Source organism: Vibrio sp. YMD68 (assembly GCF_029958905.1).
Lineage (GTDB): Bacteria > Pseudomonadota > Gammaproteobacteria > Enterobacterales > Vibrionaceae > Vibrio.
Genome location: NZ_CP124615.1, coordinates 27,908 through 43,910, shown reverse-complemented (window position 1 = coordinate 43,910; position 16,003 = coordinate 27,908). Strand labels below are relative to the sequence as shown.

Sequence of the window (16,003 nt, the reverse complement as noted above, 5' to 3'; positions counted from 1 at the left end):
ATCGCTCGACTTTGTTTTACTGCTCATAGCAGTGAAACGAAGTTGAGTGATCAGCGAAGCCGCATCAGCGGTGAACGCTACTGATCATATATAGATCCATAGGATCATAAGATCATGCAGCGTGTTAGGTAGCTTAATATCAGGAAATTTCCTAACTTTAAGCTTTGTTTCTGTAAGCTAAAGCTTAACATTAGGAAATTGAAGCTTAATATTAGGAAGTTCATCTCTATCACATAGCTTAATATTAGGAAACACACCTATATCTAAGCTTAAAATGAGGAAACGCCTTAATCCGTATATATAGCTTAATTTTAGGAAAAAGGCGTTAAAGCAATAGCTTAATTTAAGGAATTGGATTACTTGGAGGGCTTACCAGTACGAAGTTCGGAGAGCTCTGATGCCATGCCACCACCAAATGGGCCATGACTGGTTTGTTGGGCCAAGCGCTTCGATTCCTCAGATAGAAGGGAGTCATCTCTGTGTATCAATCCTGGCTCTTCTGAAAGACGCGATAACCGTCTTTTAACTGGTTTATCTGCTCCTGGCTTTTTCTCATTCTCACTATCACCGTCTAATTGATCATTTCTAAGTTGGATAACGACTTCTTGATCAACGTGCAATAGTGAATTGTTACTCCAGTGCAGCCTTATCGGTTTTCTCCACTGCTGGTCAAAAGGCACATAGTTAGCTTTGATATGACGCAAACGAGTCTCTTGTACCGTTCCATCTTTCTTGTCTATCAACTGATCTAAATACAGATGAAGCTTTGACTTTGAGAGTGTGGATGATAAACCAGAGCCAGAAACACTGTTTATGATGTCCTTCCCTCTGCTCACATCTTTTGTCGGATGGTGAACCACAAGAACAGCAACATCTGCTTCATTGGCAATCCTTTCCAAAACAATTCTGATGTAATAGTCATCGACTACAACATCAGCCGAACCAATAGCATCGCGCAATGTATCTATGATTACTAAATCGTACTCTTTTGCTGTGGCAATAAGTTTCTCCAGTGCTCTGGATGCATCTTCCCACTCTTTAGTGTGTTTAGATGAGCCTGAACTACAAATTGGATCGGAATGCTTGTATATCCCAATGCTCGATTTCAATCGCTCTTTGATGCTGGTGGAGAACTCAGCCAAATGTGCTTTTATGCGCGGAAGTGTTCCTGGCAATGAATCTTCAATCGGCCATATCAAGGTTCTAAGTACTTTGTTTTCACCATCCCCTACACCAATTAATGGGTACTCTGGCAAAGCCAACTCATATGCTATTGATAAGGACAAATAACTTTTACCAGAATCAGGTGGCGCGATCAGAAAACCGACACTACCTCGAAACAAACCTTTCAAAATTTGTTCTTTGTTCGAACTCGCTAAATTTTCATCTATATCTTCTTCACTTAGAGCGATCACATCCTCATCGTAGAGCACTGTTGTCATATCGTTACCTCTTCTTTCTCTTCATCGCCCAGGTACAACAACATAATATCTTGCTTACCATCGTCACGTACTTTCTCTTGGAGTAGCAATCGAAAATCCCGCAACAGTACATCCTTTTTTAAAATGACTTCGGCCATAGTGTTATTGATATGGCGACTTAGGTGTTGTTTAGACACTCTTACCTTGTTGGCATAGTAATCTTTAATAAGCTGGCTAAGATACTTACCATGTACGTATTCACGTTTATGGGCATCAATATACTTGCAGAAGTCGGTAACAGCGTGTTTTCCGGTCAGTTGCGGGTAGACTTTTAAAAACCGTTTTCGACTGATCGCTCCTTCTTGTCGCAAAGACGCCGTGAACGTCTTATGGACCCCGACCATAAAATGAGTGATCGTATCAGCCCTGATAGATCCTTTATTTTTAATCCCATCCAGTACTAGTAAAGGAATGTAGTTACTGTCCACCAGCTTCATTCGCGTGTGGTAGTGAGGTAGCGTTTCCCCATCCTTCTCGTAATCCAAGACCAGTAGCATTTGCGATAGCCTTTGAAGTCTTGTCATTACCGTGTTCTTGTTGGCCTTTTGATTTTTCAGGTTCAAGAACTCAAATAGTGTTGTGAAATCACAAAGGAAGTAGTCGTATACCCCACTAAACATTTTTGTATCGAGAAGGTTGTGGTATTGGTGTGACAACTTATCCAGTTCGACATTAATCTGCGCGAGCTCAATAGCCTGGCGAAGCGTTAAGCCAGATAGGTCTACGTACATCCCCCCTACACTAACGATCCCTTCCAGTAGATGTCTGTCATCGGCCAAGCAGACAGCACTGTATACGTCGATTCTAACGGCATCGAATTCACGTTTATTAGTCCCCTTCTTCCAGTATGGCTTTGACAAGCTGGTGGATAGAAGAGGCTTTTGTGCCAGTAGCTGTTGCTCAAGTTCAGCCTTGTTACCACTGATCCTTGTAATTAAGTCTCGCGGAATTCTACCTGGCAAAAAGATGCAATCCATTAACGTAGTAGTAGATGGCCTGCTGCCAAATGCCTCGTTGACTATCTCAGCAGGGAAATACCCTTCTAAATTGTCTGTGTTACTACTCATTTTTTAATACCGTAATGTTTTTTTGAAGCATACCACATACCTTAAAAAGAGGAAAACAAGCCAAATAGATGTGATTTATACCTTAAAAAAGGACAATAGAACGCTTTACATTTCACGTTATAGCTTAATTTTAGGAAATGTTCGACCATACCTTAATTTTAGGAAAAGCCAGATCACGCTCTTAGGCATTGCTACATAAGACTTTCACATGTGAAAGTGGGCTAAGCGTGTTTCTGGGTCACGGTTGCATTTTTTAATTCCATGATATTATGGAAGTGTAAGTTGAATTAAATGAGGGCTTGACGGTGATGCCGAGATAGCTTTCCAGAGTCAATTAAGGAGACGAAAAATGAGACACGTACTTAACCTAGTTGCTTTAGCAGTGATTCTTCTTGGCGTTGCTATGATTGAAACTAACGATAATCAATGGGGTTTGGCTGTAATCAGCGTAGCGGTTGTTTTCTGGTTGATGCCTCTGCTTAGGCTTGTTCATAAAAATGCAGTAGTAGTGGTAGTCTTTTGGTCTGGCGTAGTTTACTTTTCATGGCAGGTTGCCGTAGTTGCTCTTTTGGCGTTTGTTGTTTTTTCGGCCACAGCTTCAATCAAGCGCGTTCCAAATACTCCTGCTATTAAAAAGCAACGGTTTATAGTTAATCCTTCTTCTGGTCTGGTGATGAAGAACAAACACTTTGATATCGCTGGCAATGGATTTGCCATTCTCTAGGAGCCATCCTTGCCTCCTAGAGCCCTTAGCATTCAACTTCCACTGAGCCGAGATTGGCAATCTCGATTCTCGTATGACTTTTCCCGTTTGCACTAACAGCTGATATGAGTATATGAGCTGACAATTCAGCTGACTCGTCCATAGTTAAGCCTTGCTCAATACAACTCTGAATGAACATTTCCGCAAGCTCTTTCTTTTTAGGGTCCATTCTATTTGTTCTCCGTGATAGTAATTGCCATAGTTAGATGCTGATTTTCGCTCTTTGGCGCACCTTCTTTAAAAGGAATGATATAGCCGGATTCTGGAAAACCTTCGGCTACCGTGTAAACAGTATCGCCCCCCTCTTCTGTTGGCTTTTGGGCAAATAAAGCTAAAGCTTGCTCTTGATGCTCTTCGTTTAGTAGCCAGAAGGATTGGTTTTCATGTGTGTGTAGCTCTCCATTTGGATGACGCACAAGATATTGTTCAGAGCCATATGCGCCACGCTTCTCTCGTACTTGAACGATATAACCAACAGCATGGTCGAAATCATATGGCGCACCCATAGCAGCCCCTCTGATTACTATCTGTCCGTATTCAGGGTAACTGTTTCCCAGAAACTTCTTGTCTGAGTTCTTAATGAGTTCGAACAGTTGTTCTTTATGGTTTTGCACTATTTCGCTCCTTGTGGTTCGAGTTGCGTGTAGAACTTGAAAGACCCTCTATTAGACTTTCTACACTCACTACACATATATACGACAGGCCCTTTGAACTCGTTCGTACCAAATACACCAGCAGCCTGGCTACGTAGCTGAACCTGTCGAACATCCTGGTTATTGCACCAACGGCTTAGTCCTGCTTTATCGCATTGACCTGGCATTCTTGCTATCCCAGATTTTTTTGATGTTGCAGAGTATTGAAACGCAACTTGCTTTTAACCAAGCAAAATGTGGCACCTAAGATGGTACTTGCGGCTAAATAAGCAACGGTGATAAGCGTGATGCGATCCCAATCTAAAGGTGAAGTAGAACCAGTAAAATGGGTTACAGCAGCAAACTCCAGAGCTAGGACTAAAATACAAAGCATGGATACAACCAGTGTGCTTGGTGTATTTGAAGGTTTGTTCATAATGTACTCTCCAGTAATCACGAGTTTATTTAACACTTCGACCGACACAGGCCAAAGCAGGATTCATCCAAAAGCCAGCAAACGAGCTAAACAACTCAGCTTGTGTTCGCACGTACTCTAAAATTAAGTCACATGCAACCCAACGTCGCCCCGCTCTCTCCGCTGCCAGTCCGGTTTTATTGCTACCAGAAAAGAGATCAACCACCAGCTCATCTTCATTGGTTAGGAACTCAATAGCGAATGATGGAATGTCTGTAGGAAACATTGCAGGGTGTGGTGGTAAACCCAATTCCTTGGCTATCTTCCTTACAGCTGATGTATCAGCACAGCGATGACCTCGTTGGATTATGTTTTTAGGGATCTTGCCTTGCGTTTTATTGGAAAAGGCATTCCCTCTTAATCGGTAAGCACCATCACCGTAAGTAGCGATACGACTATCGCCCCCTTGTTCGAGTAATTTCTTATGTTGCTCAGTGTGCTCTACCAAAACTCTTCGGTTATCAGAGCGAACTCGGTCTGGGTCGTTCGTAAACCAGTAAACAGGTTCCCACGCGGAACAAAGCTGCATACGGTTAACGCAAGCCCATTGGGTTGGAGCTGGTGGCTTGGATGTGTTTATCCAGGGCCAACGGTCCATTAATGAAAGCCCTAATCGATCATTTAGAGCTAAGACCATACGTTCAAGGTAAGTTGAACGTGAAGGGCGTTTACTTTCAAAAATGTCGTTACTCACGTTGAGTACCACAGAACCCCCTGGCACCAAGTTTTCTACAATTGGTTCCAAAGACTCGGTGATAAAGTCCACCCATGCCTGTTCACTAACATTTCCATACCCGCGCTCGATTTTTAAAGGATAAGGAGGAGATGTCACACAAAGGTGGATTGGCTCTCCAAGCTCTGTGAATACCTTTTTGCTATTTCCCCAAATAGCGATGCCTAGATTTGTTGAATATGCGACAAGCTTTACTTCGCCCATTGCTTCGTGAAGCCCTTTTTTATTTTTGTTTGCCAGCTTCCATACGCCACGCTCACCGTCCACTTTTTGGATGATATTCATAGACTTTAATGTTTGCTGAAACCAACGAATTTTTCTTTTGATAGGGCTGTGTTGTGCCTTGGCTTTGCCGATTTCGGCTTTAGTATTGATTTCAGCCTCTGATAGCCCGGCTATACTTGCTACCTTCGCATATAGCTCGGCATTGGTCATTGGACCATCAGCTTGTGCATAAGCTTCTTCCACATGGAAAAGCTCCAGCTGCCCCTGCATGTTTGGTTTCATTTATGCTCCAGACCAATATTAATAATTCATAGAATCATTTTATAGTTCTTTAAATAAAATGGCAACATCTAAATCCTGTAGGGATGTCGGTATATCTCTTCGATGGAATTGAACTAATTGGATAATGGGAGCTCTTTAAAGTGATTAATTGTTGAGTTTATGGCGACTTCGCTAGGGTAACGTTTTGTAAAATATGAGATTCCTGCCAACTTATGCCACAGACTTTCACATGTGAAAGTGCGAGTTGGATCTTCTTTATCTATAATGAGATCCTTGCGATGTTCTGACAGAACATTTTATGTTCATTGATAAGATCTACTATATTAACTATTACTTATCGTGAACCTTTGAAAGCAACTTATTTATTGGGTAAATATTAGTGTTTAAATTAAATACACTGCACGAAGCTGTGCCTGGCGTGGATCTAGATAGCCTGCCAGACATTAAAGCAGTAATAGGCCAAGCAGAACCGCTTGAAGCAAGTATGATGACGGTAATTGCATATCGTGAAATGCATAACGCCAACATTTTGATCCTTAGTGAGCGAGAGCGATTTTTTTTGAGTATGTCTTTGATGAAATGCTTTGTGGAGAAAGGGCTTCTATCGTCAGGTGATATGATGAAGTACCGACTTTCACATGTGAAAGTCGGCTGAGGATTTAGTGGATTTGTGTCGGTTGCTGGCACATTGGACAAACGTTACCGCGATAGTTAGGCAATACCAAAACTCTACTTGCCACGTTAACTAAGATTTTGTAGAGCAACATTCTCGCCGTTACCAAACCAACTGCAAAACACCCACCGTAACCAACAACTCTATTTTGAGCAGCTTTTAAGTACTCTTGCCCTATGAGTTCTTCTGCGTTCTCGTAGTTTATAAGTTCGGCCATAGTTGTTAGATAGACACCTCTAATCTCTTGGGCAAGGAATGCCGCAACACAAAAGATAATGATGGTACACAGTATTCTTACATGGGTTAAGCGGGATATCCCCGCTTTAAACTCATAGTAGATATTGAATACAAGGGAGAACATAAGAGCAAAAAGTAGTGGCTCTGGAAGCGTCAGCTGGTGGAGGTATATCCGGATCAGGCTGATATAGACAAAAATACCAAATACATTCAAAGCCAATGTGCTTACATCCCTACCCAGTTGGTTGTTAATGGATAGTTTCACTTTTTACGTCTCCATTCCCAAGGTGGCATTCTTTCTGCTTCCGGCAATGCCCATAAGCCTACCCCATTCTGTTTTGCCTCTTGCTCGTAAGAGAACAGTTCAGTGCTTTTTGCATACCGCCTGTATACCCATGCGTTACCCGTTTTTACCAGTTGTCCGTTTACCCACAAATCATCGACGTAAATATGACCAACAATGCGGCCATAACGATCAACGTCGGTTTGTTCTACACGAACGACTTTCCCACCCACTATAGAAAGAAGGGCTTGTTTTGCTTTCTTTCCCCAGGGTTGTTTCGACTCGGGTGTGTCGATTTCTGCAAGTCTAATACGGTGTTCTTTTTTACCATCGGTACACTGATAGGTGCCAGTGCATGAGGCATCTGTGAGGACTTTTATAGTGTCACCATCGCTGACTCGTACCACCTTCCCATAAAAGGTTTCAGCCATAATTGGTGCATTAAAAACGAAGTAGAGAAGGGTGGTAGCTAGAATTTTTTTAAGCATGATTAATTCCTTACTGTTGTCCTGATAGAGCATTCCACATTTGTTTGTGTAATGCCGAAATAGCGGTATAGGCCCCTTTCATTTCTGGTCGCTCCAGTTCCTTCAAGAACCAAAGAGACCCTAAGAGAATCGCTAAACATCCACCAGCCAGCATTAGATCATTGAACGTCATGAATAGGCTGTACCCAGACAAGCAGACATTGCACAGCATCCAGATTTTAGTGAAGAGCAATCCAGTTGAGTGATAGGTTACAAGCAAGTACGAAATGAAAGATGCGCATACTAGAACTAAAATTGGACCTCCCAACCACGTCGTCCATGTTTGAGTACCAAGAGGCGAGGGTAGTTCTAGTAACCATACTCCAGCACTCCAAATTACAGCTGATGCCATCATGTAGGCTGCTGCCATTTTTATCATCATTTGTGGTTTCATTTTCACTCCTTACCTATTCCACTTTCACATGTGAAAGTTGTTTTTAGGTTGTTTTTTCATTTAATTCCGATCCATAGCTGTGACGGATACTGTCATCGTTGAACCAGAAGCCCTTTTTGGATGGGGACTTAGTAGTCTCCAATCAAAAAGGCCCCAATTGCTGGGGCCGCTTTCACATGTGAAAGTCAATTTGTGCTGATAGAGATAAATACTGACTTTGTGCCATTTACATCTTTCAGCCATGACATTGCACCATAATCTCCATCGACCATCGCGCTGTACCGTTCCCGCACACCTAGACCACACAAGAGGTCATCAATCGCTGTTGTTGGGTCACAGGATGGACGATATGTTTCTTGCCAATGGATATCTCCAGATTCGATGTATGCCTCTTTGATATGGAAGTACTCGCCATTCCAAGTTGTATATAACTTGTCGTCATTTCCAGAAAACAAACGTGGATATATAGCACCGTTTGAATTGAGCTCTGTGACGTTACTTGCTATGGATTGTTCTAATGTGGCAAACATTAGCTTCTCTGTTCTGATGGTATTGCCAACAACATTGTCGCGTTGACGCCATACAGCATGAACATCGCCATTGGTATTGGTTAAGCTAGCTTGCCCTGCATCGGCACTTATATTGGGAATGCCTGAGATAGGAGAGTAACCACTGTTGTCACTACGCCATGTTACGCCGATTAGGTCAGAAGAACCCGACCCTCGGCTTTCAGACCATAGCGCATAGCTAGTAAGGTTAGTGTTGATAGATGCTAAACCACTCTTGACTCCATCATCATCAATAACGCTGCGTTCCACTACAGGCGTATTGAAGGGACCAAGTTTGACGGTATGTTTGGCTAGGACATCATTTTCATCATCAGCGCCCTTTTCGATACTTAGGATTTCAAGTACGCCAGGAGAAGTTTCTACTGAATGTATCGAGATAGCACTTTTAACTTCACCGTCACTGTTTGTTTTTATATTTCTCGAAAGTTCTGTCGTTGCAATGATATTGGCTTTTGTGCCGTCGTTGCTTAACCAGGCTATTTCCAATGCATTTGTATCGGAGCCAAAAATCGGAGTTTGCCAGATAACGATGCTTTGTCCTGACGGGTCAGTGAAGAGAGTGTTGTCGGTGATTTTTACTCGACTTTCCTCATTCGTAGCTGCCGCGTCAGTCATAAGTACATGATCAACTTCTAATGGTGGGGACCATTCTTGTGTTGTTGCGTCGTAATAGGAAACGTTCAGTTTCTGGTTGTTACTATTGTCTCTCTGTACCCATGTAATATAGGCATTACCATGATTTGAAAGGCTCATTTGAACAGAGCTCTTGTAGTGGTTTTCATCGACAATGAATGGTTGCCAGTCTGATCTTAGTATTTCACCAATATCGGCACTTATCTTGACTTTGTTAGGTACATTGCCATTCGCATAGTCTTCAATAGGGGCTACAGAAGCATATAGCTCATCCGGTTTGCCATTGTTGGCTTCTTCGACCCAAGCACTGTATAGAACAGCCGAACCATTTTCGTTTTGTAGCTGGATGACAGGAAGTGTTGCATCTCTTGTTGGAGAACTTAGTAACACTTCTTTTTGCCATTCTCGCTTATCGACCGTTGTTGTTTCTGTTGAGTTGTCTTGGTTATTGCTTTCACTACCATTGCCATTGGAAGTAGTTCCAGTGCCTCCACTGGAACCACCACATCCTGCCAACACTGATAGTAGAGCAGCTGCTAAAGCTGTTCTTCTTAACATCAATTACATCCTCTGTTGTTAGTTGTTTTCGGATTCAATCATCATTTTTCGGATGATGGCCGCGATAGCTTGTGATGGCTGTGCCCCACGAATAAGCTGAGTTTTCCCAGTTTGGTTATCTACGATGAAAGTCGCTGGTGTACCTGAAATGCCATTTTCAGTAGCTTGCTTCACATCTGCTGCTATTTTCAGGTCGTAACGGCCAGAAGCTAAACACTCTCGAACCAGGGAAGCATCGGCACCAACACTCTCAATAACTTCTGCCAAATTAGGTACTCCACCACCATTGCCTTGTGATTTGGCAAATACTTCGTCTAAGAACACCCAGAATCCACGGTTGCCTTTTTGTTCAGCAACACATTCCGCTGCTAACGCTTCTTTTTCAGCCGCTGGGTTATGAAAACTCAATGGCAGATGTTTCCATTGCCAGTTGATATTCCCGTTACTTGCATCCACCACTTCTTTTGGTGTGTCGTGGAATTTTTTGCAGAACGGACACTCCAGGTCAGAAAATTCCACCAGCGTGAATCGAGCGTTCAGGTTTCCATATATGCGTTTATCGTCAGGCACTTGTTCGGGAGCTGATTCGTATTTTGCGTATTTAGCCTGAATATCCTGTTCGCGTTTCTGTTGAACGAAATGTTCCAGTGCTTTTTGAACTGCATTGTTAAAGCGCTCTTCTGATTTAAAGCGATAGTCACTTTCTAGTTGAGTAATCTTCGACTGGAGAGAATCGCGCTCTTGAATGAGCAACTCTTTGGTCTGGTAAATTTGATATCCCACTGTAGCGACAGACGCTCCCAAAATTAGGGTCATAGCAGCACCAACGGCCAGTAGCTTTTTCTGCATTGGACTGAATGATTTTTGTTGTTGTGGTGTGGTTTGTTCTGACATTACATTTTGCCCTTAGTAAACTTTTACAGTTGCCAATTCATGAATCAGGGTTGAAGCTTCCATTTTTGCGCGTTGTGTTAAGCGCTTAACGATGTCTTCACTTGGTGAGTAATCAACGAGGTTTGTTTCTTCTATAACATTGCGAGAAATAGAGTGTAGGCTTCCTAAACCATCAATTAACCCAATCTCAAGTGCTTGCTCTCCATTCCAGATCAATCCAGAGAACACTTTTGGATCGGCTTTGAGTCGTTCACCACGGCTCTCTTTTACTCGCTCGATGAACTGCTGGTGGGTTTTCGATAGCACTTCCTTCCAGAAGCTAGTTATCTCTTCTGAAAGAGGGGAGAATGGGTCTAACAAAGCTTTGTTTTCACCAGATGTTATAGCTCGTCTTTCAATACCCAATTTTTCCATGAGCCCGGTAAATCCGAAGCCAGAACTGATGACACCAATAGAGCCAACCATACTTGCTTTGTCCGCATAAATTTTGTCTGCGGCCACGGCGATGTAATAGCCACCAGATGCACCGATATCATCAATTACAGCGATAACTTGTTTTTCTGGGTATTCTGCTTTTTGAGCTTGAATCTCTTCGTATATTCGACCTGCTTGCACAGGGCTTCCACCAGGACTGTTTATTCGTAGAACGACAGCTTTTGCATGGGGATTTTTGAAAGCAGCCTGAATGGAAGGTATTAGATGATCTTCATCTGCAAGTGAACCCGCAGCGATTTCTCCTTTGATATTAATGAATGCAACATGTGGAGTGTCAGCTTTGGATGTCTGCCAAGGTAGTCCTCCTGGATTTGAAGCTACGGTTAGAAATGCAACTATCATAAGGACAAAGCCAAGGGAGCGAATCAACTGAATCCCTCTTCGCCATCTTCTGTCTTTTACCTGTTCCTTATGGAGGGTAAAGACCAGATCTTTAATCATGTCTTTTTCCCATGCTTCTGGTTTATTGTTTTCACTCATGTTTATTCCTTAGTTGTGGTTTGTTTTCGACCTGGGTGAGGTGGAACCAGAAACAGCTCCCATTCTTCCTCGGTTAATTTGTTCTCTTTCGCTAATTCAAGTTTGTCGGCTTGTTTTAACCTCTCTGATAACGTGGATTCCGCTAACCCGAAATTAGTAGCGACTGCCGCAACGGAAGGGTATCCCTTGCCATTTATCACAATTTCAACATCGGCTTTTCGATTAGGGGGAATAGCGTTGAGTACCTTTTCCCAGTCCATATCTGAAAGCTCGTTACATCGTGCCTTTTCCAATAATTCTCGATGTCGAAGTCTCTGGTAGAGAGCCGAGTACGTTAAGTTAGCGGCTTCGGCCAGATGGTTTAACGTGGGGTAGGAATCACCTTTATAGGTGATAGGTTTGTTGGCCGCCTTTGGGCCCTTGTTTGGAGCTGGTGGTTCAGATAAGACTGAGTTCCAGTTCTCATCTGTCATAGTGTTGGTTTGGTAGGCTTTTAATAGCCCTTTATCCCTAATCCTTGAATAGAGAGTCCTTTCTGCTTTACCAGTTTGTTGGGCCAGTTCGGTTAAACTAGCGTAGGGCTTTCCTTTGACGTAAATAGGTGAACTCTTTCTTCGCCTTGCTTTACGTTTTTTAGTCTTTTTTTCTGGGCAAAATGTGCCAGCTTCTCTTTGTTCTATGAAGACAGAGCTAGTTTCTGCGTTGAAGAACTCATCCGCTATTCTATTTTTAAGCTCCGTTGCCCTGGCTATGACGACATCAAGCATTCGATCAACAGCCACAGCATTTGCTGCACTATACGGAACCAGCTTTCCTTCGCGGTTGCGTTTAAGGCTAAGTGCTTCTGCTTCTCGGCAAAGCTCTGTACATTGAATAGCGAAATGTCCGGTATCTTTCATTAGGTATGATGAAATGATGCCGCTCATTTTCCTCGTGAATCTTGAAGTCATATATTGAACATGCCCATCCATCAATTCCTGGCTTTCTATACCAAGCTTTCTGGACAGCTCTTCAATATCTTTTTGTTTATAACGGAAAGCCGAGTGTTTTAAGCTTTGTGCATTACGAATAAGCTCTTGACTCGCGCCATGTCTCTCCAAGTCGGATATTAGGAATGGGGCCAATAGATCCATGCGCACTACACTCCAACTCCAATGACCTTCAAGACAAATAGGCATAGCATTGAATAGAAGGGGGTTAGCAGTAGAGATGCCATGACCATACCGAATACTCGTGCTGGCATTTTTTTAGCGTACATAACCATCCAAGGCATCATTGCACATAAGGCAGCGATCATTGCTCCACCAGCGCCAAGCTCAGGGAAAAGCACTGATTGGATAAGGATAAACAGGCATTGAGCATAGCCAGCTTGATTCAATGGCTTGTTACTAAGGTTTTCTTCACTTTTTTCTGGTGTTTGAGTTCTTTCCACATTTCGCTCCTTACGCCAACTCTGGTTCACCGAAGTATTGACGGTATAAGTCGTGATCATTCGCTAACAGACGCTTGACTGTGCTTTCATCAATCTCATTAATTGCCATGATTAGGATTTGGTCTTTCCCAATCACACTCATATCTACAGTGAACCAAGTGCCTCTGACCGATTTAGCAAGAATTTGTAGGTTCCAAGGCACTTTTATCTCGTTGGCCGCAGTGATGTTTGAAACCTTAACAACCGTTGCATCCTTCCCGAGCCAGCGTTTGTTATCAATGACAAGATCCATATTGTCGAACGCTGATTTGGCTGCTTTTTTGCGGATTTCTATGATGGAGTTTGAGCCTCCATTCTTGGCCGCAAGCCAAAGAACTACCCCTAATGCTGTACAGGCGACGATAGGTTTACCTGCAAGACCAGCAATTACTCCGCCGATAGATATCAGCAACATCATTGCTTTATTGATTCTTGTTAATGGCATAAGCCCTCCTTTGCCATGAGAGTAACGGATAAACAGCAAAAGCTTCTCACGGCAACATGCCCAATAAGGGCAACTGAGAACTCAATGAAACAATCCCTCACACGAACAGGACGTCTTTATTAGTCCTTGCCTAATAGCCTGATATTTGTAGTAGAGAGAGACGACTTTTTTTTCATTCAGTAACTTTGTTCTGATGTAACGAATCTTGTTCTTTCCGTCGGGCTGTGGGACAACCGTTCTAACGTACCCGTAATCGGATACCTCTAAGTTGTATTGATTTTTAAGAATCACTCGGTATACAGATAGCTGGATTACATCCGATTCAAAGATCCTGTTATCTTTCCTTAACTTGGTATCCAGAGGGATAAGGACTTTCTTTTTTGATAAAAAAACTTGATCGACTCTTCCATGCAGAGGTACAGGTAGTGTTGTTGCCACATCTTCTTCACAAAGAAACAGAGTTGCGTTTCTTAACTCTTTTGGCATGTTTTCTTCACTCCACCAGCTGAGCACCTCATGCAAATGCTTTTTCCGCCATAGGTCTACTTTGGCAATTAGAAATGGAGCGACAATCAGTGAAACTAACAACAAGACTATATTCATAAGATACTCTCGATTACTTTATAGTATCATTATATAGTTCTTTAAATATTTGTCACGTAGCCACTTAGAAAGTACTAAGCATTTAGGTTCGGTATGAGGGAATGGGTAGCGTGAAAGACTTTTAGGGCAGGGAAGAGCCCCGTGTAGAAGGGGCTATTGCAGCTGGTGGAGCACTAGTGAAGCAAAGAGGGGACTTTCACATGTGAAAGTCTACCGTCAGACATCATATCTAAGGTGTCTACATCCAAATTTGAGTCTCTTAGCCCTTTTCCTTCGTAGACGATATCTGGTGTGCAGTTTGATTTAAATACGCCGTGGGGAATATGATCGAAATCCCCAAGCCACATTCTAAGTCTGAGATCAACGATGTAGTCTCCTGGCAATGTAATCCAGCAATGAGGGGTTACTACGTCTCCAGACGACTTTTCTGTTACATAGCCGAACATGCAACAGTGTTCAACGTTGGCTTGTTTCAGAAGATGGCTTACTAGATAAGTCATTCCATCACAGTCAACCTGACAGTCCTCCAACACAAACAGAACTGTTTCTAACTCAGAAAACCATTCCTCATTGATCATTTGAAATTTCCTTTTTATTTATCTCATTCTCAAAAGGGTACGGCTTTCTTCTTTCCGCCAATTCAATGTCTGCTCCGCACTGTTTACATAACCCCTGTTCCTTTGCACAGCTGTCGCAGACTGCATCAGTAGCAGTTGAGCCGAACTGCATTGTTTCTTCGCAAACACCACAAGGTTTTGATGTTATCGCAGCTCCTCCTATTCGTTGAGAACGAGCGTAATAGCAACATAAACACAAATGCATGGACTCTCGTTTTTCCTTTTCGACGTCAGAGGTAATCCTTTCGGCAAGTTGGAGTATGTGCTGGATTTGTTCTTTAGCTCTTTTGTTTCTATATGAAATTGTTGAGCGTGTAATTTGTTCTTTCTGCTGCTGCATGTCTACCTCCTGAAAAAGGCAATCTCCCTAAGCAAAATGCTTGGGGAGAGCTAATTAGTTCTCTGGGTGTATGAACAATAGAGGTTCTCCATTGTCGAGTATATAAGGCGTTTTAACTTTAGATTCACCTACCTGTATGTTCCCAGATGCTACGTAAACATAAGCCCAAGAGGGAAGTTTTCCGCTTACAAGTGAATATATTTTGTCGCTTGGGACATGGCTACCTTTACCGGGAGTAACTCGGAATCGGTTGTAGTAAACACTGTGGTTTGATTCAAAAGCATACGAATCAATTTCATCGACTCCGACAAAGCTAGGGGCCTTTGCTTCGCGGGGCTCAAAGACTTCGGTTGCTATGTAGCAGAGATCTACATTTGTCATGCCTGGTTTGTATATGGGGCAACCGTATTCTTCACTGTGAAAGTAGAACTCTACTTTGCGTTCGGAATTGCCATTTGTTGCTTCATACTCTAATCCCATTTCTTCTAGCGTTGACTCAATGGCCGTTTTCATTTCAAACAAAAGTTTTTCTTGAGCATTTTTGGTGGATGACGCTTCGGACTTTGGCATCCATGCAATTACGCTGTTTCTGGATGCTGTGTCGGGCTGCTCTAAAAGAGAGGTGACAAGCCCCAATCCTAACCCTGATGTTAAATCTAGGTTCGCGCCGAAGGAGGAGGTAAACAAAAGAGAGTTTGTCGCAGCGCTGCCTGCAAATTGCAAAGACTCGTAATTCTCTCTTGGGACGTATTTGTCACTTACATCGTACAATCCACCAGCCTGCGCGATGTTATATGCACGACTGTGTGATTCATCGTATGACACTGGTTGGGAGGTTGACGCACAACCAGTCATTATTACCGACATTATTGACACGCCTAAACCTATTAGTTTTCCATTTATCATTACCTAACTCCTAAGTTGTTTTTAGGTTGCTTTTGTGTTCCTTTAGTGAACAATGCAACTTTACCTTATCTATCAAAACACTACCTTAAAGGCACTTTGCTTTTCTTGACGGCATTCAATCTATTTTTATGCATACCCATCATTCAATCTAAATGTTGTCTTTGGGTTGCTTTTCGATATCTCACGTTGAACAGCCAAGTCCGTTTTCGGCTTGCCTTTT

General features: G+C 42.7%; 20 protein-coding genes. 2 read left to right on the top strand and 18 right to left on the bottom strand.

Features of this window, described 5'->3' with window-relative positions; genetic code table 11:
• Positions 1–356 precede the first annotated feature (356 nt).
• Positions 357–1,442 (bottom strand): AAA family ATPase, encoded by a 1,086-nt coding sequence (locus QF117_RS21685; protein ID WP_041154784.1) that lies wholly within the window; start codon positions 1,440–1,442, stop codon positions 357–359.
• Positions 1,439–2,548, bottom strand: a complete 1,110-nt coding sequence (locus QF117_RS21680) for a hypothetical protein (RefSeq protein WP_017086018.1) — start codon at positions 2,546–2,548, stop codon at positions 1,439–1,441. The genes QF117_RS21685 and QF117_RS21680 overlap by 4 nt, the downstream gene beginning before the upstream one ends.
• A gap of 349 nt (positions 2,549–2,897) precedes the next feature.
• Between QF117_RS21680 and QF117_RS21675 the strand changes: the two genes are divergently transcribed.
• Entirely contained in the window at positions 2,898–3,272 is a 375-nt protein-coding gene (locus QF117_RS21675; RefSeq protein ID WP_282389564.1) for a permease, read from the top strand.
• A 209-nt stretch (positions 3,273–3,481) separates the two neighbouring features.
• On the opposite strand, the gene QF117_RS21670 is transcribed toward QF117_RS21675, so the two are convergent.
• From QF117_RS21670 to QF117_RS21660, 3 genes are all read right to left on the bottom strand, one after another.
• A complete protein-coding gene (locus QF117_RS21670; protein ID WP_140055132.1) occupies positions 3,482–3,925 on the bottom strand; it encodes a hypothetical protein in 444 nt (147 codons plus the stop codon).
• Positions 3,926–4,136: 211 nt separating this feature from the next.
• The gene (locus tag QF117_RS21665) at positions 4,137–4,379 is read right to left on the bottom strand and encodes a hypothetical protein (protein ID WP_032073049.1); all 243 of its coding nucleotides are present in this window, start codon (positions 4,377–4,379) and stop codon (positions 4,137–4,139) included.
• 25 nt (positions 4,380–4,404) lie between these two features.
• Positions 4,405–5,658, bottom strand: a complete 1,254-nt coding sequence (locus QF117_RS21660) for a site-specific DNA-methyltransferase (protein WP_032073048.1) — start codon at positions 5,656–5,658, stop codon at positions 4,405–4,407.
• A gap of 379 nt (positions 5,659–6,037) precedes the next feature.
• On the opposite strand from QF117_RS21660, the gene QF117_RS21655 reads away from it, so the two are divergent.
• Positions 6,038–6,313, top strand: a complete 276-nt coding sequence (locus QF117_RS21655) for a hypothetical protein (protein WP_014386858.1) — start codon at positions 6,038–6,040, stop codon at positions 6,311–6,313.
• Positions 6,314–6,317: 4 nt separating this feature from the next.
• Here QF117_RS21655 and QF117_RS21650 read toward each other — a convergent pair whose 3' ends face one another.
• The 13 genes from QF117_RS21650 to QF117_RS21590 all read right to left on the bottom strand — a co-directional run bounded on the left by QF117_RS21650 (position 6,318) and on the right by QF117_RS21590 (position 15,744).
• Entirely contained in the window at positions 6,318–6,833 is a 516-nt protein-coding gene (locus tag QF117_RS21650; protein ID WP_282389563.1) for a hypothetical protein, read from the bottom strand.
• Positions 6,830–7,339 (bottom strand): thermonuclease family protein, encoded by a 510-nt coding sequence (locus tag QF117_RS21645; RefSeq protein ID WP_053309122.1) that lies wholly within the window; start codon positions 7,337–7,339, stop codon positions 6,830–6,832. The genes QF117_RS21650 and QF117_RS21645 overlap by 4 nt, the downstream gene beginning before the upstream one ends.
• Positions 7,340–7,349: 10 nt before the next feature.
• The gene (locus QF117_RS21640) at positions 7,350–7,772 is read right to left on the bottom strand and encodes a hypothetical protein (protein ID WP_017086025.1); all 423 of its coding nucleotides are present in this window, start codon (positions 7,770–7,772) and stop codon (positions 7,350–7,352) included.
• Between the two features lie 185 nt (positions 7,773–7,957).
• Positions 7,958–9,532: a hypothetical protein gene (locus QF117_RS21635; RefSeq protein WP_282389562.1), complete on the bottom strand. Its 1,575-nt coding sequence runs from the start codon at positions 9,530–9,532 to the stop codon at positions 7,958–7,960.
• A gap of 18 nt (positions 9,533–9,550) precedes the next feature.
• The gene (locus QF117_RS21630; RefSeq protein WP_032073044.1) at positions 9,551–10,426 is read right to left on the bottom strand and encodes a DsbA family protein; all 876 of its coding nucleotides are present in this window, start codon (positions 10,424–10,426) and stop codon (positions 9,551–9,553) included.
• Between the two features lie 12 nt (positions 10,427–10,438).
• Positions 10,439–11,401, bottom strand: a complete 963-nt coding sequence (gene sppA, locus QF117_RS21625; protein WP_014386852.1) for a signal peptide peptidase SppA — start codon at positions 11,399–11,401, stop codon at positions 10,439–10,441.
• 2 nt (positions 11,402–11,403) lie between these two features.
• Entirely contained in the window at positions 11,404–12,534 is a 1,131-nt protein-coding gene (locus QF117_RS21620) for a hypothetical protein (RefSeq protein ID WP_014386851.1), read from the bottom strand.
• 5 nt (positions 12,535–12,539) lie between these two features.
• Positions 12,540–12,833, bottom strand: coding sequence for a hypothetical protein (locus QF117_RS21615; RefSeq protein WP_014386850.1), 294 nt, complete (start codon positions 12,831–12,833; stop codon positions 12,540–12,542).
• A gap of 10 nt (positions 12,834–12,843) precedes the next feature.
• Positions 12,844–13,317 carry a hypothetical protein gene (locus QF117_RS21610; protein ID WP_014386849.1) on the bottom strand — a complete coding sequence of 158 codons (474 nt, stop codon included), beginning with the start codon at positions 13,315–13,317 and terminating at the stop codon, positions 12,844–12,846.
• A gap of 81 nt (positions 13,318–13,398) precedes the next feature.
• Positions 13,399–13,920 (bottom strand): hypothetical protein, encoded by a 522-nt coding sequence (locus QF117_RS21605; RefSeq protein WP_130268183.1) that lies wholly within the window; start codon positions 13,918–13,920, stop codon positions 13,399–13,401.
• 173 nt (positions 13,921–14,093) lie between these two features.
• Complete coding sequence (locus QF117_RS21600) at positions 14,094–14,498, bottom strand: hypothetical protein (RefSeq protein WP_130268184.1); 405 nt, start codon at positions 14,496–14,498, stop codon at positions 14,094–14,096.
• Positions 14,488–14,877, bottom strand: coding sequence for a hypothetical protein (locus QF117_RS21595; protein ID WP_053309118.1), 390 nt, complete (start codon positions 14,875–14,877; stop codon positions 14,488–14,490). The genes QF117_RS21600 and QF117_RS21595 overlap by 11 nt, the downstream gene beginning before the upstream one ends.
• A gap of 54 nt (positions 14,878–14,931) precedes the next feature.
• Positions 14,932–15,744: a hypothetical protein gene (locus tag QF117_RS21590; RefSeq protein ID WP_224055963.1), complete on the bottom strand. Its 813-nt coding sequence runs from the start codon at positions 15,742–15,744 to the stop codon at positions 14,932–14,934.
• Positions 15,745–16,003 lie beyond the last annotated feature (259 nt).

Coding starts and splice junctions, on each gene's coding strand:
- QF117_RS21620 (WP_014386851.1), bottom strand. CDS start 12,534: ATGGATCTATTGGCCCCATTCCTAATATCCGACTTGGAGAGACATGGC.
- QF117_RS21630 (WP_032073044.1), bottom strand. CDS start 10,426: ATGTCAGAACAAACCACACCACAACAACAAAAATCATTCAGTCCAATG.
- QF117_RS21680 (WP_017086018.1), bottom strand. CDS start 2,548: ATGAGTAGTAACACAGACAATTTAGAAGGGTATTTCCCTGCTGAGATA.
- QF117_RS21635 (WP_282389562.1), bottom strand. CDS start 9,532: ATGTTAAGAAGAACAGCTTTAGCAGCTGCTCTACTATCAGTGTTGGCA.
- QF117_RS21640 (WP_017086025.1), bottom strand. CDS start 7,772: ATGAAACCACAAATGATGATAAAAATGGCAGCAGCCTACATGATGGCA.
- QF117_RS21665 (WP_032073049.1), bottom strand. CDS start 4,379: ATGAACAAACCTTCAAATACACCAAGCACACTGGTTGTATCCATGCTT.
- QF117_RS21660 (WP_032073048.1), bottom strand. CDS start 5,658: ATGAAACCAAACATGCAGGGGCAGCTGGAGCTTTTCCATGTGGAAGAA.
- sppA (WP_014386852.1), bottom strand. CDS start 11,401: ATGAGTGAAAACAATAAACCAGAAGCATGGGAAAAAGACATGATTAAA.
- QF117_RS21600 (WP_130268184.1), bottom strand. CDS start 14,498: ATGATCAATGAGGAATGGTTTTCTGAGTTAGAAACAGTTCTGTTTGTG.
- QF117_RS21675 (WP_282389564.1), top strand. CDS start 2,898: ATGAGACACGTACTTAACCTAGTTGCTTTAGCAGTGATTCTTCTTGGC.
- QF117_RS21685 (WP_041154784.1), bottom strand. CDS start 1,442: ATGACAACAGTGCTCTACGATGAGGATGTGATCGCTCTAAGTGAAGAA.
- QF117_RS21595 (WP_053309118.1), bottom strand. CDS start 14,877: ATGCAGCAGCAGAAAGAACAAATTACACGCTCAACAATTTCATATAGA.
- QF117_RS21645 (WP_053309122.1), bottom strand. CDS start 7,339: ATGCTTAAAAAAATTCTAGCTACCACCCTTCTCTACTTCGTTTTTAAT.
- QF117_RS21610 (WP_014386849.1), bottom strand. CDS start 13,317: ATGCCATTAACAAGAATCAATAAAGCAATGATGTTGCTGATATCTATC.
- QF117_RS21605 (WP_130268183.1), bottom strand. CDS start 13,920: ATGAATATAGTCTTGTTGTTAGTTTCACTGATTGTCGCTCCATTTCTA.
- QF117_RS21590 (WP_224055963.1), bottom strand. CDS start 15,744: ATGTCGGTAATAATGACTGGTTGTGCGTCAACCTCCCAACCAGTGTCA.